22 protein-coding genes and 1 pseudogene are annotated in these 24,779 nt (G+C 41.2%); 14 read left to right on the top strand and 9 right to left on the bottom strand.

The genetic code is table 11. From position 1 onward, the window contains the following. Positions 1 to 6 precede the first annotated feature (6 nt). Both wecB and NIES1031_RS17965 read right to left on the bottom strand, forming a co-directional pair. Positions 7 to 1,131 carry a non-hydrolyzing UDP-N-acetylglucosamine 2-epimerase gene (wecB, locus tag NIES1031_RS17970; protein ID WP_073550875.1) on the bottom strand — a complete coding sequence of 375 codons (1,125 nt, stop codon included), beginning with the start codon at positions 1,129 to 1,131 and terminating at the stop codon, positions 7 to 9. Between the two features lie 242 nt (positions 1,132 to 1,373). Further along, positions 1,374 to 1,748 carry a hypothetical protein gene (locus tag NIES1031_RS17965; RefSeq protein WP_015186610.1) on the bottom strand — a complete coding sequence of 125 codons (375 nt, stop codon included), beginning with the start codon at positions 1,746 to 1,748 and terminating at the stop codon, positions 1,374 to 1,376. A gap of 821 nt (positions 1,749 to 2,569) precedes the next feature. Between NIES1031_RS17965 and NIES1031_RS17960 the strand changes: the two genes are divergently transcribed. Both NIES1031_RS17960 and NIES1031_RS17955 read left to right on the top strand, forming a co-directional pair. Then, entirely contained in the window at positions 2,570 to 3,808 is a 1,239-nt protein-coding gene (locus tag NIES1031_RS17960; protein ID WP_073550874.1) for a type IV pilus twitching motility protein PilT, read from the top strand. Between the two features lie 139 nt (positions 3,809 to 3,947). After that, positions 3,948 to 4,673 (top strand): circadian clock KaiB family protein, encoded by a 726-nt coding sequence (locus NIES1031_RS17955; protein WP_073550873.1) that lies wholly within the window; start codon positions 3,948 to 3,950, stop codon positions 4,671 to 4,673. 180 nt (positions 4,674 to 4,853) lie between these two features. On the opposite strand, the gene gndA is transcribed toward NIES1031_RS17955, so the two are convergent. Continuing rightward, a complete protein-coding gene (gene gndA, locus NIES1031_RS17950) occupies positions 4,854 to 6,335 on the bottom strand; it encodes an NADP-dependent phosphogluconate dehydrogenase (protein WP_073550872.1) in 1,482 nt (493 codons plus the stop codon). A 390-nt stretch (positions 6,336 to 6,725) separates the two neighbouring features. Here gndA and NIES1031_RS17945 point away from each other — a divergent pair, with 390 nt between their 5' ends. Together NIES1031_RS17945 and ileS are read left to right on the top strand one after the other, a co-directional pair. Next, a complete protein-coding gene (locus tag NIES1031_RS17945; RefSeq protein WP_073550871.1) occupies positions 6,726 to 7,577 on the top strand; it encodes a Ycf66 family protein in 852 nt (283 codons plus the stop codon). Between the two features lie 174 nt (positions 7,578 to 7,751). Next, positions 7,752 to 10,976: an isoleucine--tRNA ligase gene (ileS, locus tag NIES1031_RS17940; RefSeq protein WP_407919508.1), complete on the top strand. Its 3,225-nt coding sequence runs from the start codon at positions 7,752 to 7,754 to the stop codon at positions 10,974 to 10,976. Between the two features lie 96 nt (positions 10,977 to 11,072). Here the strand turns inward: ileS and NIES1031_RS17935 are convergent, their stop codons facing one another. Further along, entirely contained in the window at positions 11,073 to 12,002 is a 930-nt protein-coding gene (locus NIES1031_RS17935; protein ID WP_073550870.1) for a ParA family protein, read from the bottom strand. Between the two features lie 143 nt (positions 12,003 to 12,145). Between NIES1031_RS17935 and NIES1031_RS17930 the strand changes: the two genes are divergently transcribed. From NIES1031_RS17930 to NIES1031_RS17915, 4 genes are all read left to right on the top strand, one after another. After that, positions 12,146 to 12,766 (top strand): FMN-dependent NADH-azoreductase, encoded by a 621-nt coding sequence (locus NIES1031_RS17930; protein ID WP_073550869.1) that lies wholly within the window; start codon positions 12,146 to 12,148, stop codon positions 12,764 to 12,766. A gap of 143 nt (positions 12,767 to 12,909) precedes the next feature. Continuing rightward, the gene (locus NIES1031_RS17925; RefSeq protein WP_073550868.1) at positions 12,910 to 14,316 is read left to right on the top strand and encodes an AAA family ATPase; all 1,407 of its coding nucleotides are present in this window, start codon (positions 12,910 to 12,912) and stop codon (positions 14,314 to 14,316) included. Continuing rightward, positions 14,313 to 14,945, top strand: a complete 633-nt coding sequence (locus NIES1031_RS17920) for a Rho termination factor N-terminal domain-containing protein (protein WP_073550867.1) — start codon at positions 14,313 to 14,315, stop codon at positions 14,943 to 14,945. The genes NIES1031_RS17925 and NIES1031_RS17920 overlap by 4 nt, the downstream gene beginning before the upstream one ends. Before the next feature lie 131 nt (positions 14,946 to 15,076). After that, the gene (locus NIES1031_RS17915) at positions 15,077 to 17,347 is read left to right on the top strand and encodes a hypothetical protein (protein ID WP_073550866.1); all 2,271 of its coding nucleotides are present in this window, start codon (positions 15,077 to 15,079) and stop codon (positions 17,345 to 17,347) included. 93 nt (positions 17,348 to 17,440) lie between these two features. Here the strand turns inward: NIES1031_RS17915 and NIES1031_RS17910 are convergent, their stop codons facing one another. After that, complete coding sequence (locus tag NIES1031_RS17910; protein ID WP_236738892.1) at positions 17,441 to 17,662, bottom strand: hypothetical protein; 222 nt, start codon at positions 17,660 to 17,662, stop codon at positions 17,441 to 17,443. 280 nt (positions 17,663 to 17,942) lie between these two features. On the opposite strand from NIES1031_RS17910, the gene thrC reads away from it, so the two are divergent. From thrC to NIES1031_RS17890, 4 genes are all read left to right on the top strand, one after another. Further along, positions 17,943 to 19,034, top strand: a complete 1,092-nt coding sequence (thrC, locus tag NIES1031_RS17905) for a threonine synthase (RefSeq protein ID WP_084544393.1) — start codon at positions 17,943 to 17,945, stop codon at positions 19,032 to 19,034. 158 nt (positions 19,035 to 19,192) lie between these two features. Then, positions 19,193 to 20,113 (top strand): YihY/virulence factor BrkB family protein, encoded by a 921-nt coding sequence (locus NIES1031_RS17900; RefSeq protein WP_073550864.1) that lies wholly within the window; start codon positions 19,193 to 19,195, stop codon positions 20,111 to 20,113. Positions 20,114 to 20,262: 149 nt separating this feature from the next. Continuing rightward, on the top strand, positions 20,263 to 20,658 hold the full coding sequence (locus NIES1031_RS17895; RefSeq protein ID WP_073550863.1) for a DUF4112 domain-containing protein: 396 nt from the start codon (positions 20,263 to 20,265) through the stop codon (positions 20,656 to 20,658). 125 nt (positions 20,659 to 20,783) lie between these two features. Continuing rightward, a complete protein-coding gene (locus NIES1031_RS17890) occupies positions 20,784 to 21,722 on the top strand; it encodes an alpha/beta fold hydrolase (RefSeq protein ID WP_073550862.1) in 939 nt (312 codons plus the stop codon). 442 nt (positions 21,723 to 22,164) lie between these two features. On the opposite strand, the gene NIES1031_RS24465 is transcribed toward NIES1031_RS17890, so the two are convergent. From NIES1031_RS24465 to NIES1031_RS17880, 4 genes are all read right to left on the bottom strand, one after another. Further along, positions 22,165 to 22,332, bottom strand: coding sequence for a hypothetical protein (locus NIES1031_RS24465; protein ID WP_178378175.1), 168 nt, complete (start codon positions 22,330 to 22,332; stop codon positions 22,165 to 22,167). A gap of 341 nt (positions 22,333 to 22,673) precedes the next feature. Next, positions 22,674 to 22,805, bottom strand: a complete 132-nt coding sequence (locus tag NIES1031_RS26415; protein WP_407919507.1) for a hypothetical protein — start codon at positions 22,803 to 22,805, stop codon at positions 22,674 to 22,676. A 7-nt stretch (positions 22,806 to 22,812) separates the two neighbouring features. Next, the gene (locus NIES1031_RS17885) at positions 22,813 to 23,283 is read right to left on the bottom strand and encodes a DNA cytosine methyltransferase (protein ID WP_073550861.1); all 471 of its coding nucleotides are present in this window, start codon (positions 23,281 to 23,283) and stop codon (positions 22,813 to 22,815) included. Between the two features lie 72 nt (positions 23,284 to 23,355). Continuing rightward, complete coding sequence (locus NIES1031_RS17880) at positions 23,356 to 23,625, bottom strand: hypothetical protein (RefSeq protein WP_178378174.1); 270 nt, start codon at positions 23,623 to 23,625, stop codon at positions 23,356 to 23,358. A gap of 303 nt (positions 23,626 to 23,928) precedes the next feature. On the opposite strand from NIES1031_RS17880, the pseudogene NIES1031_RS17875 reads away from it, so the two are divergent. After that, positions 23,929 to 24,366: pseudogene (locus NIES1031_RS17875) on the top strand (DUF4079 domain-containing protein); the annotation flags it as partial. Continuing rightward, positions 24,363 to 24,743, top strand: a complete 381-nt coding sequence (locus NIES1031_RS17870; protein WP_178378173.1) for a hypothetical protein — start codon at positions 24,363 to 24,365, stop codon at positions 24,741 to 24,743. The pseudogene NIES1031_RS17875 and the gene NIES1031_RS17870, both read left to right, overlap by 4 nt. Positions 24,744 to 24,779 lie beyond the last annotated feature (36 nt).

The following is a 24,779-nucleotide window of genomic DNA, read 5'->3' as shown; positions in this document are numbered from 1 at the left end:
TGAGTTTTACCCAAAGACTTGCTCATCCAGATATTCTGTTACAATTTGCAAGATTCGCTCGGCTGCGTGACCGTCACCAAAAGGATTGATCGCAGTTGCCATAGCTTGATAAGCATCGGTGTTACTTAATAGTACGCTGGCTGTAGTAACAATTTGTGCTGGATCAGTTCCTACTAATTTAGCAGTCCCTGCCGCGATCGCTTCGGGTCTTTCGGTGGTTTCGCGCAGGACTAGCACTGGTTTTCCTAATGAAGGCGCTTCTTCTTGCAATCCTCCTGAATCGGTCAGCAGTAAGTGCGATCGCGCAATTGCTCCGACCAACTCGGCATAATCTAATGGTTCAGTTAAAAACACGCGTGAGTGATGACTCAACGCCGCTTGCAACGGTTCACGCACAATTGGATTGCGATGCAACGGTAAAAGCAACGCTGTATCAGGAAACTCCTCTAAGATTTGTAAAAATCCTTCTGCAATTTTCAGGAGGGGTTCTCCCCAATTTTCACGCCGATGCACTGTTGCTAATAAAACACGGTATTTTCCCCACTCCAAACTAGGTATATCGCACGCAGGCTGGCTTTGGGCAACTGATAACAGTGCATCAATGACTGTATTACCCGTTTGATGAATTTTTCCTAAAACTCCGGATCGTTGCAAATTTTCTACCGCCAGCGTCGTGGGAGCAAAGTGTAATTGAGTAAGCTGCGATATCAACCGCCGATTGGCTTCTTCGGGATAAGGATTAAAAACATCATCGGTACGTAAACCTGCTTCGACATGACCTACGGGAATTTTTTGATAAAACGCTGCCAAAGCTGCGGCAAAAGCCGTCGTCGTATCGCCTTGAACTAAGACTAATTGTGGACGAAGTTGCTCAAATAAGGTTTCTAATCCTTGTAAGCTGCGACAAGTAATATCAGTGAGCGTTTGCTTCGGTTGCATAATTGCGAGATTTTGGTTCGCTTCGAGGTCAAATAACTGCATGACCTGTGCAACCATTTCAATGTGTTGACCGGTTAATATCACTTGCGTGTCAAAGCGTGGCGATCGCTGAAAAACTTGAATGACCGGAGCCATTTTAATTGCTTCCGGTCGCGTACCCAAAATAATGCAGATCTTGTTTACCTTTGCCATGTGCTAGGAGTTTAAGACTGGATTGAGGGGAATATAATTCCCCTGATATATGTTCTCCTATCTTTTGTCTCCTTACACCATATTTAGATGAAATCGATTAACAGCTAAAGCTTTCAACGATGACCAGACCTGAATAGTTACAATTTTTAGCATGAAAAAACCCGGCTTCAACCGGGCAGATCCACTGTTATTACGGATAAGGACTTGACACGTTTTGTAAGTATCCGCTTTTCCAGCGCTCCTTATTGCTTCAGTTCACACGTTAATGGACAAGCCGCGTAAACTGAAGTATGTAGGGTGTCTGCCTCGCCGTGTAGCCAGTTGAGCCAACTCACTTCTTTTGGATGAATGCCTTTAAGCGTCAGTACGCCAGCCCCAACCACTACAGCTAATACATTAATTGTGATGATGCTACCTACAACCAATAAAACCGCACTAACTGGTATCACCGATTGCAACACAATTGAGAGTAGCGAACCCACTGTTGCCATTAAAACCACGAGCGGAAATCCAACAACTAACAAGCAAACTGCCAGTGTAAAAGTCCAGATTAAAAAGCTTTTGAGCATGAAGAAATAATAGTTCTTTTTTAGACTGGAGCTTTGAGCTAGAGTCATATACTTCTCCTCCACAGAGAATAAAAAAATGAATTAAGTAAAATGCCCGTCGGCTAGTTTTAGCTAGCGTCATCTATTGAAAATAAGTATATAAAAGCTGATTGCTAAAATGATCTTTTAGTTATTAAACTTTACACTTGAGTATTTGTATTTATGACTACTCAATTAAAATTATTGGATTTTAGTTATTTATCCTTGACATCTACCAATAGAAAGAAAAGCTCCAAAGCTCACTAATGCACGATCCCAAGCATCATTAGTCAATATCCTGTTATATACGTTGTGGAGTTTAAATAGTAGCTGATCAAAATTCGTTGCATGCCTTTAACATTTATTTATAATAAATGGGTCTTCTCTCATAATTTGTGCATTCTAGTCTGAGCAAATTGGCAATCAAGCGCAGCACTCAACTCAGGTTATTAATGCATATTTCTTAAATATTGTTCTGACTCGACTCACTTTTCTTTAGCTTCTAGCGATTAACTTAGGCATTGTGGCGATCGCCAATTGATAAGTAGCAACTAATTTTGGTAGAACACTCGTGTAGGAGTATAAATACTTAAACTGAAAAACAAATAATTGTTGCGCTTTAATTTTTTAGCGAAACTGTAACAAATTCCATACAAACTGGTGGCTCAAACGACTGTTTTATAAAGAAAAGCAACAGTAAAGAAAACGCTTCAAATACTTGCTATTCAACACCTGATATAAAGCATGACAGTTAGGGAAAGCTATAAGCGGATATCACGACTTAGTATGCAGTGCCTCCTCACGCCTTATTTGATATTCGACCAGAATAGCCACTAGTTAACAGCCGACACATGACAGAATCACAGCGTCTACCAATTCCTGCACCAGTAGTTCCCCGCGTACCACCGATGCCATTACCAAAATCCAGAGTCTCGAATCATTCGGATAGAGATACACAACTACAGATGCAAACTGTTGCTCAACTCGATACATCGCCTACTGAATCTGCACAAAATTCAACAACTACAGCCCCAACCTTAGCGCAATTAGTGCGCGAAGCTCATGACAAAGGCATTTCAGATTTACACTTGGGTGTTGGTGAAGTGCCCCGTTTCCGCGAACGTGGGGAAATTATTGTTACTGATTATCCCAAAACAGACGAAGCAACATTTACTAGCTGGCTCAAAGAAATTCTTACAGAGCAACAAATTCAACAATTTTATGAGCATTTAGAATATGATGGTGCGACACAGTACGAAGGAGTAGCGCGCGTACGGATTAACTTGTTTGTAGCGTTAAATGGTCCAGCGATGGTGCTGCGATTGATTCCGTTAAAAATTCTGACGCTAGAACAACTCAGTCTACCGCCCGTTTTTCGCGATTTGTGCCACTACCACAAAGGATTAATTTTGGTAACAGGACCAACCGGTTCGGGTAAGTCTACGACGCTAGCAGCGATGGTAGATTACATCAATCAAGAAATGCCTAAACACATTATCTCGATTGAAGACCCTGTGGAATTTGTACATAAAAGTAAAAAGTCCCTCATTAAGCAACGGGAAGTGGGCATTCATACGTTGAAATTTGATAATGCGCTAAAAGCATCGTTGCGCGAAGACCCAGATATTATTTTGATTGGGGAGATGCGCGATCGCGAAACGGTAAATACAGCTTTAAAAGCCGCGCAAACCGGACACCTTGTGTTTGGCACTTTGCACACTAATAGTGCAGTGAAAACGATTGAAAGAATTTTAAACCTCTACAATCCTGATGAACAAGGTTCCATGCGCATTCAGGTAGCAGAATCTCTCGTTGCAGTTATTGCGCAAAGCCTTGTGCGGACAACGGACAACAAACGCGCCGCAATTCACGAAATTATGATTAATACAGACGCAATCAAGGATTACATCATCCGCAACGAAGTTGAAGAAATAGAGGCAATCATTCCACGCTGCAACTTTGAGGGAATGTGTACGATGAATCAATCAATTTATCGATTATACGAAGAAGGAAGGTTAACAGAAGAAACAGCGTTAGAGACATCACCCAAGCCAAACGAGATGGCGATGATTTTACGCGGTAGAGTTTAGGTAGAGAACTAAGAAAGAGCAATTAGTAGCTAGTGGCTGGTGGCTAGTGATTAGTGTCAAGCGTGTATCATAACTAGTTACTAATAGCCAGTAACTTGTTCCTCTTCTCCAGAAGAACCGTGACCCCTTATTCAAACAGTTGAATCAAGCTAAATCGAGAGATACAGAAATATTTAAAGGTATTGCGCTATTTACGCCAGGGGGAGATCTTATTTACTGCATCGACCCTGGTAAACAAGGGCGTTGGCATTTACATTTGTGTGCAGGTCTACAAGAAATACTCAACTTATTAGAACCGCCGCACTTTTTAGTGCCTTGCTATACGGCAACGATTGACCGATGGTTAGACCCACAAACGCAGCAGGTCCAAACATACGCTGAAGCATATCCGCTCGTACTGCGGTATCAAGCTTTATTAAATGCTGTGTTTCAAACTGATGTGGTTTGGCAAGCCGCGCCTGTTGCAGAGGGTTTATGCGATGCAATATTACTGAACACGTATCGCGCAACGTTTCCCCAACTTTGGGAAGAAAACGACCTTGTTGTGCGTTTTGAGCGATCGCAACCTGAATCGTTGAGTCGTCAACACCCACAAACACCCTACGTTTTGCACCTCTTTGTCGCCGGGCATAGTGCAACAACCGAGCGCATTCTACAAAGTCTACGGCAAGTGCTTGAGCAATTTCACTATCCATACACGCTCAAAGTCATTGATGTCACCAAGCATCCTGAGCAAGCCGAGATCGATCAAGTCAGTGCCACACCAACGCTTGTAAAAGTTTCTCCAAAACCAATGCGGCGTTTAGTTGGCGATTTAGACAATGTTGAGAGATTGTTACAAATGTTAAATTCTCCTGAGGTATAAACGGAAAGTGACTAGGAGTTAGCCGCTTCTAAATAAGTTCGAACACTCCTAGCCCTTATTTCCTAAACTTCCTGCGTAAATCGTTTGTCATAAATCTCAGCAATGTAGACCACGCAGATGGTCTTTGTCTAATTAGCTGCGACTTTAGTCGCTAAGCGAGCCACATTCCTAGTATTTCGCCTAAGCATTAGTTGTCGCTGGATCTGCCTCTAAAGGTTCCGGTGTTGAAGTTTGTAGAGACGCTTCGTCAAATTGCGCCCATTCGGTATGGAAGAATCCTTCTTTATCAACTCTTTCATAAGTATGTGCACCAAAGTAGTCACGCTGTGCTTGAGTGAGGTTTTGAGGTAAGCGATCGCGTCGATAACTATCAAAGTAATCCAATGAAGCACTAAAAGCAGGCACTGCAATGCCTAATTTAGCGGCAGTAGCTACCACTTCGCGCCAAGCATTCTGCCGATCCAAAATTGATTGCTTAAATTCTGGTGCTAAAAGTAAGTTAAGTAAATCTGGGTCTTCTTGATAAGCGTGTTGAATCTTACCTAAAAAACCAGCGCGGATAATACAACCACCCTTCCAAATGCGAGCCATCTCACTTAAATTCAGGTTATAGGAATACACTTTTGATGCAGCCGCTAGTTGTGCCATTCCTTGTGCATAAGAACAGATCTTCGAACAGTACAGCGCATCGCGAATCATATCAATAAAAGCTTCTGCGTCGCCCTCGTACTTAGCTGTAGGACCTGTAAGAACTTGCGCAGCCGCAACGCGTTCCTTTTTAAATGAAGACATCACGCGGGCATTGACTGCGGCGGTGATTGTCGGAATAGCAATACCGAGTTCTAACGCACTTTGCACTGTCCAGCGTCCAGTTCCTTTTTGTCCAGCAGCATCAAGAATTTGCTCAACGAGTGGTTGATTGGTATCGGGGTCGATGTACCTAAAAATATCTGCGGTAATTTCAATCAGAAACGAATTAAGTTCTTCGGTGGTATTCCATTCGGCAAAAATCTCGTGCAGTCGATTGTGATCGAGTCCTAGAACACTTTTGAGTAAATCGTAAGCTTCGGCGATTAGCTGCATATCGCCGTACTCAATACCGTTGTGTACCATCTTGACATAATGTCCGGCGCCGCCAGGACCAACGTAGGTAACGCAAGGACCATCCTCTACTTGAGCCGCAATTTTTGTCAAAATTGGTTCTAAGTATTCGTAAGAGCTTTTTGTACCGCCTGGCATCAAACTAGGACCATTTAACGCCCCTTCTTCACCACCGCTAACACCCATACCGATAAATCTAAAACCTAGTGGCTCTAATTCACGGGTGCGTCGCGCCGTATCGTCATACAAAGAGTTTCCACCATCGATGATGATGTCGCCCTCATCTAGTAAGGGTTTAAGCTGGTCTATAACGGCATCAACAGGTGCTCCTGCTTTCACCATAATCAAGATTTTTCGGGGACGCTCAAGCAAGCCAACAAATTCTTCAAGCGAGTACGCAGCTTTTACATTTTTTCCTTGCGCGCGGGTGTGCATGAAGGCATCTGTTTTTTCTGGGGTACGATTGTAGACGGCGATCGGAAAACCGTTACGCTCGACGTTAAGAGCTAAATTTTCGCCCATAACGGCTAAGCCGATTACACCAAAGCTTTGCTGTGTCATAAGTTTGCTTTGCTAACTCCGCTATTGAGATGATTCCCCTTCAGGGTAGCTCGAACTTTAAGATATCTTCTGTAAAAAAGAGATTAAAAGTGTTAATCAAGTAGAACAAAATCGCATCTAAAATACAGATTCTCTGACTAAATCAAGCAAAAGACAGATTTCTGACCTGTGCTTTGGGTTGAATCGAACTAGATGATACATTGAGAATGCATAATCAGGGTTTTAAAAAAAGCAAAAACATTTATCTAATTGCGGGTTTAAGTTTTTATCTTCCAATGGGTAGATTTCAAGAATGATTTAGCTAATTAACTGAGATTTGTATCTATTTGAACAATAAAAGCGCAAAATTGAAATATGTAGTCTCATGAGACAGTAAGGAGTAACCCACAAATGCTGGCATACATCCTGGCGTTGGCGGTAGGTTTTCTTAGCCTCGCTATCTACATGGCAGCTTTCTTTTTTCCTGAGGTACACCGCAAAGGTGACTTTGTTTGGAGCGGGGTAGGATTATTCTACGCCTTGGTCTTATGGGTGTGTTCTGGACGCATCACAGGGGGTGTTCTACTCGGTCAAGTGGCTGGCGTTGCTTTATTAGGTTGGTCAGTTACCCAAACGCTTTCACTCCGACGACAACTTACTCCACGTCTTTCGCAAACGGTAGCACCAAGTGCGGAGGAAGTGAAAAGCACTGTTCAGGAGAAAGTTGCCAAGTCCTCATTCTTTTCTAAGCTCTTGCAATTGACTAAGCGTGGAGATAATAGTGCGACCACTGCAAAAGAGCGATTGCAACAATTGAGCGAACAAACAAAAGTCCCAGAAACAGTTTCCTCAACAACTGCCGCAAGCACTACACCTACAACTAACAACATTGCGAACTCAGTTCAAATTATTGATAATCGTACGTCTACAGCAGAGCAATCAGACGCTACTGCAACACCACCAGGTACGCCGATAGAATCCGTACCCGACGAAAGTATCTCAGAAGTGGCTTCTCCTGATGCTACTGCAGCCGATGAAGTTGTCCAAGCTGCTAGAGAAGCAACATCACTACCTGAGGAAACAGCAAGCGCTGCTGTTGCAGACACAACCGCAACTGAAGTCGCACCTGAAGCATCCGAACTGGTACGCCCTCATCCACCTGATCCAGAACTGGTAGAAGCTGCACTTAGAGATGCTGAAGAAAAACATCAAGAAGCGACACCACCCGACCCAGAAACGCCTGAAAACCCTTCGCCGAGTTGATTGTGTTCTGAGCTAATTGCTAATAGCTTATGGAAGATTACTATTGAGGTTGAAGCGGAAGGGGATTGTCGTCGATAATAGTTGCAAAACGACATCATCATCTTTCGGCATCAAACTGTGACAGAACCAGGAAGCTACAAAGATACTGTTAATCTGCCTAAAACCAATTTTGATATGCGGGCGAATGCGACCAAGCGCGAGCCAGAAATCCAAAAGTTTTGGGCAGAAAACCAAATATATGATCGCCTGTCGCAGAATAACCCTGGCGAGTTATTTGTTTTGCACGACGGTCCCCCTTACGCTAATGGCGCGCTGCATCTCGGTCACGCGCTCAACAAAATTCTCAAAGACATAATCAACCGCTATCAGTTGTTGCAAGGACGTAAAGTACGCTACGTTCCTGGCTGGGATTGTCACGGGTTGCCGATAGAACTTAAAGTGCTACAAAACATGAAGGCAGCCGAACGGCAAAACCTCACGCCATTAGAATTGCGGCGCAAAGCAAAAGAGTTCGCCTTAGCAGCGGTTGAAGAACAAAGCAAAAGCTTTCAACGCTACGGTGTTTGGGGTGATTTTGACAATCCTTATTTGACACTCAAACCCGAATACGAGGCAGCGCAAATCGGCGTGTTTGGGCAAATGGTCTTAAAAGGCTACATCTATCGCGGTTTGAAACCAGTCCACTGGAGTCCTAGCTCAAAAACGGCGCTGGCAGAAGCCGAACTAGAATATCCAGAAGGTCATACCTCGCGCAGTCTTTACGCGGCTTTTCCTGTGACTCGTCTTTCGGAAACTGCTTCAGCACTGGGCGAATTTTTACCACATCTGAGTGTAGCAATCTGGACAACGACACCTTGGACAATTCCAGCCAATTTAGCAGTGGCGGTCAATCCAGAATTAACTTATGCGGTTGTGGAAGTTGCCAACAACGAGCAACCTAAATACTTAATCGTCGCCGCTGACTTAGTCGAACGCTTGTCACAGATTCTCGCAAGCGACCTCGCGATTAAAGCGAAAGTAAGCGGTAAGGACTTAGAACATACAACTTATCGTCATCCACTCTATGATCGCGAAAGTCCAGTCGTCATAGGTGGCGATTACGTGACAACCGAGTCAGGAACAGGCTTAGTCCACACTGCACCAGGCCACGGACAAGATGACTACATCGTCGGTCAGCGGTACGGTTTACCAATATTAGCACCCGTCGATGCTGACGGTAATTTTACCGCAGAAGCTGGACAATTTGCGGGATTAAATGTTCTTGGGGATGGCAACTCTGCTGTCATCGATGCCCTATCTGCGGCAGGGGCGTTACTCAAAGAAGAACCATACGTTCACAAATATCCCTACGATTGGCGGACGAAAAAACCAACGATCTTCCGCGCCACCGAACAGTGGTTCGCCTCCGTCGAAGGATTTCGCGATGCTGCGCTTAAAGCAATTACTGAAGTCAAGTGGATTCCCGCGATCGGCGAAAATCGAATTACCGCGATGGTATCCGAACGTTCAGATTGGTGCATTTCGCGACAACGTAGCTGGGGCGTACCTATCCCTGTCTTCTACGACGAAGAAACTGGCGAAGCGCTACTAAATGAAGAAACGATCGCGCACGTGCAAGCAATAGTCGCCGAAAAAGGTACCGATGCATGGTGGGAATTATCAACCGAGGAGTTACTACCCGAAAGTTACCGCAACAATGGTCGGTCTTACCGCAAAGGTACCGATACGATGGATGTCTGGTTCGATTCGGGTTCCTCTTGGGCAGCAGTAGTGCAACAGCGTCCTGAGTTGCGCTACCCTGCGGAGATGTATTTGGAAGGTTCTGACCAACATCGCGGCTGGTTCCAGTCAAGTTTACTCACCAGTGTCGCTGTTAACGGCTGTGCGCCTTATAAAACGGTCTTGACTCACGGTTTTACAATCGATGAGCAAGGTCGCAAGATGAGCAAATCGCTGGGAAATGGCATCGAACCAGAGATTGTAATTAATGGCGGTAAAAATCAAAAAGAGGAACCAGCATATGGCGCTGATGTTCTGCGGCTATGGGTATCATCCGTCGATTACACCTCTGATGCACCGTTGAGTAAAAACATCCTCAAGCAATTGTCGGAAGCATATCGCAAGATTCGCAACACAGCACGGTTCTTGTTGGGTAATCTACACGATTTCGACCCTTCTGAGCATTCTGTACCTTACGAGCAATTGCCCGAACTCGATCGGTATATGCTGCACCGGATGACCGAAGTCTTTAAGGATGTAACTGAGGCGTTTGAAACCTACCAATTCTTTCGGTTTTTCCAAACGGTGCAAAATTTCTGCGTCGTCGATTTGTCGAACTTCTACTTGGATACTGCCAAAGACCGATTGTACATTAGCGCGCCAAATGCATTTCGGCGACGTAGCTGTCAAACGGTATTGAGTGTCGCACTTGAAAATTTAGCCCGCGCGATCGCACCTGTACTATGTCATATGGCAGAAGATATTTGGCAGCAGCTACCATACCCGACGCCCTACAAATCCGTCTTTGAAGCCGGTTGGGTGCAACTAGACTCTCAATGGCACAACCCTGACCTCGCGAGTTCTTGGCAAAAATTACGGCTGCTGCGCGCTGATGTCAATAAAGTTCTCGAACAAGCACGCGTCGAGAAAATGATCGGTTCTTCACTTGAAGCCAAGGTGTTGCTTTATGTTCCCGATGCTGCCTTCAATGCGCAGTTACAAACATTAAATCCTGGCACGGCTCAACCCTTAGCGACTGTTGAAAAGTATGTAACAAAAACAACATCGCTAACGACGCAAACGCCGAAAACCTGGCAACAGTATTTAGCTGAACTTTTGCAGCCTTTTATGCGATCGCCAGCATATTTACGCGATGTGTTAAAGGTATACCGCGAACTTTGGGTTGTTGCTGTTGTGCTTGCCGTGTTTCCCTTGATTGTACTGCCACTTGGCTTGTTGAAAGCCGTGCTTGTCGGTATCAACGATATTCCTCTGCTACCGCGCGTCTTCCAACTCATTGGCATTTACGCAACGCTGCGCTACTTGCTAGTTGCCTTGATGCGCATCGTATTATCGCAGAAGTCGAAAGCGCCAACTAACGAAACCAAATCAATCGCACAAGCTGTGCCAGTACAAGAAAAACAGACTGCAACTCAATCTAACGGTGTTGATGAACTGCGTTATTTATTCATTGCTTCGCAGGTAGAAATCGTTGATTCACTAGAAGCAGTGCAACAAGCAAAAAACAACTTACAAACTGACGAACTTGCCATTGGTGTTGTGAATGCAGACGGGAAGAAGTGCGATCGCTGTTGGAACTACTCAGTTCACGTCGGCGCATCTCCAGAACATCCCCTTATTTGCGAACGCTGTGTTTTGGCGTTAGCCGGAGACTTTTAAAAGGTAACTGGTAATTGGTAACTGGCAAATATCTTTTTTCTCATTACCGATTACCGATTACCAACCTTAGCAAGTGTGATATTTAATTATGTCTACCTACTGAGCATTAACTAATTGCGTTTGCTGCTGATTACTCCCAGCAACTTGCAGTTTCTGTAAAAACTCTTGCGTTATTTGAGTAAATGCTTTAGCCCCTGCTGATTGCGGATTTGTCATGACAACAGGCATAAAACTATCAACTGCTTTAGCAACATTGACATCCGTTGGTATTTGAGTCTTGAAAATTTGTGCTGCGTCAAAATCCTCATTAATTCGCTGCATCACTTGTTTGTAGTATCTGCTTGTAATTAAATTACCAGACATTGTAAAAACAATTCCCAACAATTTAATATCTAAATTCACCTCAGATGCATGGCTTTCTTTCAGTTGAGCAATACGTCTTTCTAATAGCTGAATACCTACTATTGATAAAGGTTCAGATTTTGCCGGTAAAATATAAAAATCACTTGCAGCAAGCGCACTGCGAGTCATCAAATTGTAACCAGGCGCACAATCAAGAATAATAAAATCATAATTTTCGAGAACTGGCTCTAAAATTTGTTTAACTAATCTTCTTTCAAAGCGATTCCAAACTGTTTCAAAATCAAGTCTATCTACTTCAAAGGCTTCTTCATGCAACATTTCAGAAACCACAAATTCATCGTATAGCTCGATATCACCTGGTAATAAATCTAGATTGGCAAGCTTGCACGCATTGTAGTGAATTGCTTCTTTCACACTAATCTTTGAGCGTGTCTCTGGCTGGATAGCTTGATTGATTAAATATTTCAAAGTTCGCTTTGTTTTGCGATACTTAGCGAAATCTGTTGGCGACATGATACTCAAGGTAGCACTAATTTGAGTATCTAAATCGAAAATAAGAACTTTTTTAGCATGATCTTTGGCGAGTGAAGTCGCTAAATTAACACTTAGCGTTGTTTTTCCTACACCACCTTTCATATTTGCTGTTGCAATGATATAAGCCATTAGTAAAATCCTGGAATTAAGTTAATGCTTAATGACATCAATTTTGCGATTTAGCTGTCTTAAGATAGACAGACACAAAAGTATGATTAATGCTAAATTTACTCGGTTGATGCTGTTAAATTATATTTAGGAATCATTGTTTTATGGCGCATATTCTGCATATCGATTCTAGTCCTCGTGGTGAACGCTCTTTTTCGCGTAAACTTTCTTATGAGTTCGTTACAGCTTGGAAAAATGCCCATCCAGAGGATACACTGACTTACCGCGATTTGGGGAAAAACCCTGTACCTCATGTTGATGAAGGATGGATTGCGGCTGCATTTACACCCCCAGAAGCGCGTACCCCCGAACTCAACGCAGCAATTAAGCTTTCAGATGAACTAGTAGATGAATTTCTTGTAGCTGATCGCTACGTGTTCGGTATCCCAATGTACAACTTTAGCGTACCTTCAACTTTTAAAGCTTATATTGACCAAATTGTTCGCGTCAATCGTACTTTTACTGTTACCGATCAAGGGTACGCGGGTTTAGTTCACGGAAAGAAAATGCTCATTGTGACTGCTAGCGGTGGTAGCTATAGATCGGGAACGCCAGCAGAACAGTATGATTACCTCAAGCCTTTCTTGCAGGCTGTGTTTGGCTTAGTTGGTATTACTGACATTACGTTTGTGCAAGCTGATAATCTTAGCAGCGGTGATGACGCACGTCAGGAATCTTTGAACGAAGCCCATGCGATGATTGAAGAGTTAGTCGCTAACTGGTAATGCGAAGCGCGATCGCACCAAGTATAGTGTGCGATCGCTTGAAAAAATCCGTAATTTCCCTGACCTAGAACAAAAATATTTGTCCGAAAATCGACTTGAGAAGTTTTTTTTACAACGTCTTGGTTTAGTCAAGGTAAAAGAAGTTGCCTTTTTTCCCAGAAAATTGTCGTAACGAAAGTGAAGTAGAAAGCAAGCTCATTGTACAGTATCTGCTGCCAGCATTAGGCTACTCACCAGACACTTGGTATCAAGAAGTTGCTTTTGGCAGCATTCGTCTAGACTTCCTAGCTTTTGCTCGTGGATTATATGATAGTCTCTCAAGTGTCATCATAGAGGCAAAGCATCCCAATCAAAACTTAAACAACCACGTGTACCGCCTCTCACAATATCTAACGAGTTTAAATATTCAATATGGGTTACTAACTAACGGAAGAGAAATAAGAATATACCAAAAAGACCAAAATCAAATAAAACTATTATTTAAATGTTTGGGGAAAGACGTAGAAAATAATTTATCTGCAATCAAGTCAATTATTGGGAAAGAAGTCTTAACAAAAGATGGATCTAATACTTCATTACCTGAGATAGCAAACAAAAATACAGCGAAACTACTCTACCAAATAGAACAAGAATTAATTAGATTAGAGCAACTTTATAATGCAGGTTTTACACCAGAAGGACAACATACAATGAAAACGATTGCGGTTTATCACAATAAAGGTGGAGTCGGTAAGACCACAACTGTAGTCAATTTAGCTGCTGCATTAAGTAAACGAGGGAAAAGAGTTCTTGTTATCGATCTAGATAGCCAAGCAAACACTACTTTTGCTACTGGTCTAATTAAATTTGACGATGAGGAATTGGATAATCTAAAAGATAGTAATATCCGTCATGTTTTGCAGTCAGAAGAAGCATATCCTATACGACAAGTTGCTAGACCTTCTCAATTCAATCAGCCAGAGATTGATGTAATTCCTTCTCATATCAGCTTAATGAGATATGAGCAAGAATTAAGCCAACTTGCTGATATTAAAATTATGCTAGATGAGAAATTACAAGCAGTAAATACAGACTATGACATTGTTATTTTTGATACCCCGCCTGCGCTTAACCTTTTTTCAGAAATTGCTCTAACAACAGCAGATTACTTACTTATACCCTCCGACTTAAAACCATTTGCCAATCAAGGGCTTTTAAATATAAAAGAGTTTTTCAAACGGATTGATAAGTTTAGAAAAATTATTGGTAAACCACCAATTAATATATTAGGTGTTCTACCGTGCAAAATATCTACAAATTCAAAGTTTGTTCAGTCTACATTGCCAAAAAGAATAGCTGCTATACCAAAACGTTACGGTTTTGAAGTAATGGATTCTGTAATTTATGAGAGAGAAGATTTAGCTAAAAGTATGGAGAGAACTACCAAGGTGGACGATATAGAAAGATCTGATCCTAGATCGGTTTTTGACTATAAACCTGATTCAATTTCAGCCCAAGAGTTTGAAGTATTAGCTACTGAAGTTTTAAGAAAAATAGGAGTAGCAGAATGAAACTCTCAATTTCACTTGTTGCTGTCAAAAAAATAAAGTCTAATATAGATGCTTCTAAATTTTCAGAAGAAGAATTAGAGCAAGCAGCGAATTTGATTTTAGAAGCAGAAGGTGTAATTAATCCTTTAATTATTCAAAGAGTGAGTAGAGATTCTTATGAAGTAATTGATGGTGATTTTGAGTATTATGCTGCTATCAAAGCTAAAGAGAAAAATCCCCTACAAGGTGAAATGATAGGAGCATTTATCATTGATGCAGAAAGTGAAGATGTTATTAAAAAGCAAGTAGAACTAATTAGAAAACATCACAAAAATCAAAATGAAGTACCAGAAAATTATCTTAAAATAGAAAAAAAGCTAAATTTATTAAATGAATTGATTAAAGAAAAATTGAGCTTTTTATCAGGAGAAATGTCCTTGCTTCTTGAGAAAGTAAACAAGGTTGAAGAGTATTTAATAGAATCTCAAAAACCTAAACTAACCAAAAAGCAAAAAAATACAGTTAATACTGCAAATGATTATGCATCAATGACAGTGCCACAATTAAAAGAAGTAGCGAAGGAAAAAGGAATTCGAGTTCCATCTAAAATTAAAAAAGACGATCTGATTGCTGCTATAGAAAGTAAATAGTTCAAAGTGAATGAATAATTTGTAATTTTTAAATAAATTTACCTGGATTTGAATAAAAACACGGGCATAATTTGCTACAATTCAAACCAAAGTTTGTGTAGCAGATTTATAAGTAAAATAAGATAGCCCAGATGCCGCAACGTCCATACTATAAAGTTCCAATTTCTAGTAGAAATAATAAAAGAAACTGGGTTGGAACTTTAGCAAGAATTACAATACTTTTGAGTGCTGGAGGTTTAGTTGCAAGTAGCGCGTGGTTGATTTATGGTTTGTTTTTTAACCCAAAGGCGATCGCATCCTTAAACCAACTCTTACCGCCGTGGGCGCAGCTACCATCGAGTCAAGAACCAACACAAACGCTGACACAAATTACAGCCGAATTAAGCCGACAGGGAAAAATTGCCGGAGAACCGCTACCGTTAGAAGTTAACGCTAATTCACAACCAAAGTCTGTTATTTTACCCGTGCGATCGCAAAATCAAATTGTCGAACTGCGCGTATATCGCATTACAGACGTTAAAAACCTTCTCAATCAGCCAAGTCGTGAAGTTCACTATCAATTTATCACTCAAGTTGATGTCACAGGACTTGAAGAATCATTTGTTGTCGCGCCACTTGTCGATCCAGAAACCGCAGATACAAGTTCAAATCGCCCGTTACCTGTAACTGAATTGCGTCGGTTTGACAATACTACCCCCACTCAAGGAATGTGGTTTTATCTTTGGGGACAACGACAACGAGGACACACGATCACTTACGGTCAAATCGTCCACTACAACCCTGATCGCTCGTATCTGAGTTTAATGTTACCTTGGACAAGTCCGACTCAACCGCAATGGCAACAAGCGATCGCCGGAGGTTCTCCAGAATTAGTTATCGATCAAAGTGTTGATTTAGAACCGCGATTGCAAGTTTATCAAGTTAAATCCGCAAATTTCATCTTCGATCCACTGCAACTAGAACCTGTTTCCATCGCTGAACCAGCATTAGACAGTCGCGATTATCAAAATGCATTACTAATTGCGCGTAGTGGATTGTGGACACCCGCCGAGAAATGGTTGCAGTTTATTAAACAACAACGCCAAAAGCATCAAACGTGGTCAAGCGCAGCGCAAGCACAACTCGATTTTATTCGACTACACGCCGAAAAAGCTCAAAAGCAAGCAAATCAAACTTGGGCAAGCCCTAGCCAACAAGTACTGACTTTGTTAATCGATGGACGTTGGGGAGAGGCGTTAAAAGTGTTTCAAGCTTCACCAACGAATACACAAGAAATCGCCACACTCCTAGAAACGGATAATGGACGAATAGGAAATCGTGTCGAAGTTGCGTTACGTGTTAACCCTAATCGTACCGAAGTCAAAGCTTGGGGGGCACTCCTCAAAGGCGCACAAGAAAGTAGAAGAAGCGCGATCGCCTGGTTAAAACAGCAACCACAAACAACTGCTGCTGATGTTGCTTATATTCAAAGATTCCTCAAACGTTTAGAAGGTGACTTTTCATCAAATAAAGTGACACCTTCTCACCCTAGTCGCTTTGTTGGTACGCCACAAAAAATGACAAAAGTCAATCCTGCGCAATGGCTGCAAATCGATCAAAGACCCTTACAAGTCACAGAAGAGCAAACGTGGTATCAAATTCAACTCAACGCTTATCACGACGGTAACACTTGGCAACATGCACCATTTAAGCTAGCACCATCAAAAACCGCAGCCCAATATTGGCAACAATTAGGTTTAAACTCAGATGCTGAAGTTCAAATCGTTTCCTGGCTACCAGGGGGACATCAGCAAATTGATCTCGCTGTTGTCAAAGCTGTGCAATTACAAGGTAGTACGCTGAAGCTATTAGCCGTATCGGATGCATTTCCTTTATTCGATTCAGCCGCACGACAATTAGCACTTACGAAAACAACACTACAGTGGTTGCAACCGGAAACGATCACTTTATCAGATTTAACACAACAACCGCAGCCTATTGAAGTTGCAGAAATTTTACCTAAACTGTGGCAGGAATTGCAACGCCGCAAACCAAATCCTCAAGAGTCTGTCCCGAATGTAGAGAAAATGCTACAGCAACTCGGAGAGTTACCCGTACAGTTAATCGACTTAACAGGTGATGGAACAATAGAAGTAATAATGACAATCTCCCCACAGGAAATTGCGGCTGTTCATAATTTTGAGCATAGCTTAGTGCAAACGCAAAACAACAATTCGCGATCGCACACAATTATTTTTTCAGCTACTGGAAAGATAATTTACAACGAGTTTAGTGGGGCTTCTGGGCAAACTGTGATTGCGATCGCCGCTCTCGAAGACGATCAACTTCCTGCATTACTGGTTGCTACTGGCAAAAACTATACCTTTAAAAGCTGGTCTCCTCAACACCAACGCTTCAAGTAAATAAACACTGTCTTCAAACTAACCCAAAGTCATCATTAATAAGCTTAAATTCCCCCAATATTGGGGGATTTGAGGGGCATTTTACGCACTGCTTTACTTCATTGATACTTCTTCAGCAGTGGTACGTTGTTTTTTTATCGCCTGCAACTGCTGCAACAGTGATTCTACTTCAGCTTCCAGATGTAGAAATTTAACTTGTACACCAGCTGCATACAAAGATTTTTGTGACTCGTTCCACGGCGATCGCGCTATCGATGTGCCAGAAACAGTAGTCATTGCTTGGTCGTTATCCGCCAAAGTGGAGGAAGGAGACATAGTAGCTGAACAGATTCCCATCGTTATATTAAATAGTTATTTTTGCCTACTCACACCAAAATGTTATTGTAACTCTATCTGGAAGCATAGTTGTATTAAATGTGTCGATTTTATAACTGGCTAGGTGCTGTACCCGATGATAGTTCCCTTGTCAGAGTAAACTAAGTAATACAACCTGAAGATTTATGAATATCGCTTTTAAATACAAAAAGTGAATTCATCGCCAGCGAAATGCTTGCGCTTACCGAATCTTAATCTAAATAAAGTTGCTGCAAACACCGTGACTCTGATTGCTAACAAATCTACTAACCGCGAAGTTTGGTCTGGACTAATCAAAACGTACCAGCCATACTTACCTGTCACTGAAAATACACCGATAGTCACTCTATTAGAGGGTAATACGCCGTTGATTCCAATTCCCTCAATTGCTCAAATCATCGGTAGACAAGTACAGGTATTCGCCAAGTACGACGGGCTAAACCCTACAGGTAGCTTCAAAGATCGAGGAATGACGATGGCGATTTCCAAGGCGAAAGAAGCAGGAGCGCGAGCAGTAATTTGTGCAAGTACGGGTAATACTTCCGCCGCCGCCGCCGCCTATGCAAAACGTGCGGGAATGAAAGCTTTTGTGCTGATTCCCGATGGATATGTTGCTTTAGGTAAATTGGCACAAGCACTGCTTTATGGTGCTGAAGTGTTGTCAATTAAGGGAAACTTTGACCAAGCATTGAAAATCGTCCGCGAGATGGCAAATAGCTATCCGATTACTTTAGTAAACTCAGTCAATCCTTACCGCTTGGAAGGACAAAAAACGGCAGCATTTGAAGTTGTTGATGCTTTAGGTGAAGCTCCAGATTGGTTATGCATCCCCGTAGGCAATGCCGGAAATATCACAGCATACTGGATGGGATTTTGTCAATATCATCAATCCGGTAAATGCGATCGCTTACCGCGAATGATGGGCTTTCAAGCTGCGGGTGCTGCACCGTTAATTACCGGAAAAGCTGTAACGCACCCTGATACTGTCGCGACCGCAATTCGCATCGGTAATCCAGCAAACTGGGAAAAAGCGATCGCTGTACAATCTGCAAGCAATGGAGAATTTCACGCGGTTACTGATGAAGAAATTCTTGCAGCCTACCGTTTATTAGCATCCTCAGAAGGGATCTTCTGCGAACCTGCAAGCGCCGCTTCGGTTGCGGGTACGTTAAAAGTCAAAGATCAAATTCCCACAGGTGCAACAGTCGTGTGTGTTCTCACCGGAAATGGGCTTAAAGATCCCAACACAGCAATTGACAACAACCAAAATGCGTTCAAACCAGGAATAGAGCCGACACTCGAAGCTGTAGCGCAGGCGATGGGAGTTATTTAGTGATTAGTGGTTAGTAGCTAGTGGGAGCGTTGTAGAGTGCGAATGTGGGATGTAGCAGTGTATACAGATAATTGTCAATTTCCCTTGTAACCGCCTACCCTCGGCTTCTCTACTTTATAATTTCCCTAGCTTCTGACCTCTGACCCCTGATCTCTTACATGTTTAAAACCCGCTTTGTCAGGTTTTTTCGCCACATGACTTGGGCAACATTAAGTGCAACCTTTGTACGTGTAGGTGAAAGAAGGCTGTTAGGTTTATCGTCCGAAATCGCTTATAACTCAATGTTATCGCTGTTTCCGGCAATTCTTGCTATTCTAACAGCAATTAGCTTATTTCAAGAGTCACTACAATCGACGTTTAGGCAACTAGCACTACGACTCAGTACAGTTGCACCGGATGAAGCCCTCTCTTTGATTCGGGATTTTGCTCAAGAAATTACTCAGAACCAAAATCGCGGGTTATTCTCAATTAGCTTTGTTGCAGCAATTTGGATTGCATCTGGCGCATTAAATACGATAATGACAGCCCTCGACCAAATTCATCAAATTCCACCACAACAAACGCGTCCTTTTTGGAAAGCAAAGTTGATTTCAATTGGTCTGACTATAGGGTCAATTATACTATTAGTTGTCGCCTCTTTTCTAGTATTTCTTAGCGATCTCATTTTAGAATTTTTTGTTCGCGAAAGTGGTTTATATTTTTTATTGTTCATCTGGCAAATCCTAATTTGGCCTTTAGCTTTAGGCGTTATGTCTGCGACTTTTGCTTTTATTTACCGCTATGGACCAAGCTGCTGGGATTCTGGTACGCCAATGATGCCTGGAGCCATTTTAGCGGCGATTTCTTGGGCAATCTTATCGGCTTTGTTTCGGATGTATGTAGCAAATTTTGGTAACTACAATCAAGCTTATGGTGCAGTTGGCGCAGTCATTGTTTTGATGTTGTGGCTGTATATGAGTGCCGCAGTGCTTTTAGTCGGCGATCAGCTTAATGTTTGTGTAGGCGAAGCGATGCGATCGCACTCCAAAACTGTCATAGAAATTAGTAGTACGACAAACTCCAAGATAAATAACTTCTAAACCTACTCATTCTCTAGATTTATTTCCTGAGATTTGTTTAGACAAAAAAACATCGTTACACTACATACAAATATCGCTGTAGGTACACTACAAATGACATTGAAAAATGTTTTAATTTGATCGTTAAGATTAATGGTTGTGTTTCATCTATGACCCAATCTGTTGCTCAGTTTGCCAATGTTGCGGCTCACCCTAAACTTACATCAGTACAACGCCTGCGTAAGTTTAGCCGTTTGCTTGATAATGCTATTGGCATTCCAGGGACAAAATTTCGTATTGGTATTGACCCTCTTATCGGCTTAATTCCTGGTGCTGGAGATATTGTTGGAACCGCCCTTTCGGCGTATATTGTCATTGAAGCAGCAAGGTTAGGGATTCCTAAAGCTGTATTAGGACGGATGGTCAGGAATATCGTAATAGAGAGTGTGTTTGGCTCAATTCCAGTCATCGGTGATATGTTCGACTTTGCATGGAAAGCTAATATGAAGAATGTCGATTTGCTAGAAGAATATCTCAAGAATCCTCAAAACGCTGTGAACAAGTAAGACGAATTGCTGTTTTGAATCAGATTAAAAATTTTGCAATAAAGGTAGGCTGCATAACTTTCAGCCTATTATTTGTTAAATAGGTGGTTAAATAAATTCAGCAGTATTGTTATAAATTAAAGCGAATGCAAGACTGGTGGAGAGAGACTTTTCCTCAAGGACGGCAAAATTTAACAATAATTGATACTAATGGTCATCCAGTTTCGATTGCCTATGGAGAAAAAGGTACAGGAAAACCGCTAATCTTAATTCATGGTATTGGTAGTTGGTCTTATAGTTGGCGTCATTGTATTGAACCACTCTCGAAACACTTTCGCGTGATTTGCTTTGATGCGAAAGGATACGGTTTCTCCGAGAAACTAGCATATCCAGAACACCCAGGGCATCAACTGATAGAATTAGAGCGGATTATCCGTGCTTTGTGTAATGAACCTGCGATTGTAGTAGCAATATCTTTAGGTGCATTGGTGAGTCTTGCGGTTGTGCAAGAGAATCCGGAGTTATTTGCAAGTTTAGTTTTAATTAACGTACCAATATTTCCTGAACGATTACCTAACCGATGGATGCGATCGCTTTCCGATTTACCTATTGAATTATTAAAGATTGTTGATTCGCTGCGGTTGACATTCTTTTTCTCGACGCTTGTCCGCGCGATCGTCCGAGTAGAACGCCGTGAGGTTTTGGTAGATTGGTCAACAGTTACACCTGAAGAAGTTTACTGGATTACTTATCCCTACATTTACATCCCTGGAACACTAGCGAAAGTCACTGAAGAACTACAAATTGCTGCCCAGGAAATCAAACGCTTACAGCAAAAACAGCCTAATTTAATTAGTAAAATTCAAGCACGTTTAGGTGAGATTACTTGTCCAACACTCATTGTTTGGGGCGATCAAGATCGCTGGTTTCCGGTTACAGATGCTGAAAAATTGCGATCGCACATGCCCCATTCGCAAGTAAAAATTATTGAAAATTGTGGTCATGACGCACCTGCAAACTGTCCCGAAGAACTCAACACAGCAATTTTAGAGTTTCTTCAGGATACAGGTTTTACAAATACTTAATTGGAGTAAACTGCGACTACGTTCTAAAATCGTGCAAATTTCCTAACTTAGCACCGAAAACGCTACTGTTAGAGTGCTAACAGGTTTCTATTAATTGTTGTACCTGAGTAACTAATTCTGTAATCGGAAAAAGATATTTCCCTATATTCGGGTGAGAACACAAGTTTCTCAAAACACGAAAATTATCTGGAATAAAAAAGATATACCTGTATGACACAAGTTCAGATATCTTTTGTTCACTTAAATCAGAATCATCACTAATTACCCACAATATTTTACTAATTTTGTGTTAAACATAGATTTTAACATCAGTTGTGTATGTCTGCTTCCATCTTTCTCTTAAAGTTCTTTTCAAAGTTACTCCTATATACCACCCATTTTTAGTTTCAACCCAGTTGTCTATTTCCAAACCAGCGGTAAAATGCTTAGGTTTACCTTCTGTTTAAATACCAAAATAATTGAAAATAAATTCAATACTACTTTCTAAGTCTTTACCAGCCTTAGTTTTTCTTTTTTGAGCAACTCTCCTTTCGTATTCTTGACATAATGCTGTTAAAACAACATCTTCATCGCTTTTAGATATATTTTCCTCAAACTTACTAGCGAGCATTCCTGTGAAGTCATCCCAATCGCGAATTAAATTTACTAAACCTTACTCTTTTTTAGTATCAAGTATAGCTGTAGCCTACTTTTTAACAAAAGCATAAGTTTTATCATTTGGAACTTTTCCTACAGCTTCAGAGGAATTAAGCATTCTTTTCCATCTTTGTAATAACTTGAAACCAGAGTGTTAGATATTTTGTCTAAGTTTGCTAATTTCACCGTAAATCCAGCACCTCTGGCTTCATTCCTTTACGATCTTTTCTGATGTCCTTCCCAAAGTTTATCTGAAATTATAAATTTAGTGCACACATTTTCTTCTAAAATTAACCTTAAAGGTAATGGTTCTCCTTAAAAATTAGGAAACTTAAAGTGTACCTTATCTCGAAAACAAACTATGTAAAAATGCTCTCTTTTTTGAGGAACCAGTGAGATGGAATTTACAATTTTGTAATTAAAAGAGTAACCTAAATCCTTCTCAATTGTTTCCCTAACAATATGAATAGTTTTTGTTTGAGCGTGAGTAAGAAAGTTTTTTTACGTTTTCTAGTAATAAGACTTTAGCTCTTTTTAATCTAGCAATTCTAACGATGTCAAAAAACAAATTTCCTTGTTCAAGATCTTTGAATTTATGACTTTGACCTAGATAGTTTCTAGCCGACACTCCAGCCCTACTAAAAGGTTGGCATGGAAAAGCAGCAGTTAATAAATCATGGTTTGGAATGAGGCGATCTAGTTCATCATCTGATATGTCTAAGTTAGTAAGCTTTATAATATCTCCATAAGGTAACTCTCCGAAGTTTGTCTGGTATGTTGCTCTCGCTACTGTATAAATATCAGACAAAAATACACATTTTCCACCAAGAGATTGTAATGCTAATCTAAAACCTCCAATACCGCAGAATAGATTTATAAATTTAAATTTGGGTTTTACCGGTGGCGGAAATGGAACAATACTCATCTAAGCAAATGGCTGCTTCTACTCGAAATAAAAACAGTCAGGCTAGTTAAATAACACATAATCTATCTTAATCTACACCTGAGCAACTTTAATAGTACTCACTGATAAATTTCGATTAAACAAAACTCGTGAACGCAGTAAAATGTTAAATATCAGTAATAAAGAAGCTAATTCTCTTGGTGTATTCTGAACGTTCCATTGCCCAGGATGACAAAATAGCATTTCTACTAGCTGACATTGTTGAGTTAAATCAAGTGACTTAAAAGATACCAGCAGTGTAGGAAATTCATTATCAAATCTACTTTGGATAATTTGTCCTGTTAAAGTTAACTTTTCCTCCATAATATTTTTCCAGAAAGGGCAAGTTGTAGAGCGGATGGCGGGTGTCGTACCAAAGCAAGCGACCGCGCAGTATCTCAATACTTTATCTGCGACAGAAGCTGTTTAAAGGGAACTATTTAGAGGGATGAGAAATTATTTTTATTCCTTTACTTTAATAGCTTAAGTGAAAAATACAACAGATTGATTATGAGAATTTGCTGAGAAGAAAGTGAGTGCTTTTCTACTCACTTCTCAATTGGAATTGATTTTACATCTATGACAAGCTTATACATTGTCATCAGTAATCAACTTATTACTAAGCAACCATTTCAAGTTGTATTCATAGTGTTAATGTTTGCGGCTACTGTCACTTCTTTAGTATTACTTCTTCGCGCAAAACAGCGTCTTTGGCGAGGCATCTTCGCTACACTTACAGGTGTAGGTTTAATCATTTTAGGCAGTCAAGATGGAGTTTTTCGCCGAGCGAGTGAGTGGTATTTATCGCATTATTATATTGGGATAGCAGCGGCGATGTTAATAATTTTTTCGTTGGCAATTGCACCAGATATTCACAAAGATCATTCGCAGCGTTGGCGGAAAATCCATACAATTTTAAACTGTATTGCACTTTTGCTATTTATTGGACAAGAAATCACAGGAACAAGAGATTTACTAGAAATTCCCTTACGCTGGCAAGAGTCGTATATTTATCAGTGTGACTTTGCGAATAAAACTTGTCCGACACCAGGAAACAGTTGGTGATAGCAAGAATTAGGAACATCTGGCGAATTGACCCTTTTTCACTGCGCGTACGATTAACTGTGGGTATCGTTGCAGTTTCGGCTTTGGGATTGAGTAGCGTTGCTATTTGGACAACATGGCAAATGCAACAGATTTTAATTGGTTCGCATAAACGTCATGTTGAAGATATTGCTAGGCGTTTACCGCGTGATGCTGAGATATACAGTGAGATGTTTCCAGTTGCTACTGGAATCCAAAAAGCAATTGATAATCTAGCCAATAGTCAAACTTTTCTTTGGGTAATCTCTCCTGATGGTATCAATCGGGCAAAATCTGTAAATTTGAATGCAATGGATAATAATGCGATCGCATTATTATCGACGTTGCTGAAAGTTTAATGAAGAATGTTGTAAAATGAAAGAATGAAATGTCCA

This window comes from Chroogloeocystis siderophila 5.2 s.c.1 (genome assembly GCF_001904655.1).
Classification (GTDB): Bacteria; Cyanobacteriota; Cyanobacteriia; order Cyanobacteriales; family Chroococcidiopsidaceae; genus Chroogloeocystis; species Chroogloeocystis siderophila.
This window is presented reverse-complemented; position numbering and strand designations above follow the sequence as displayed.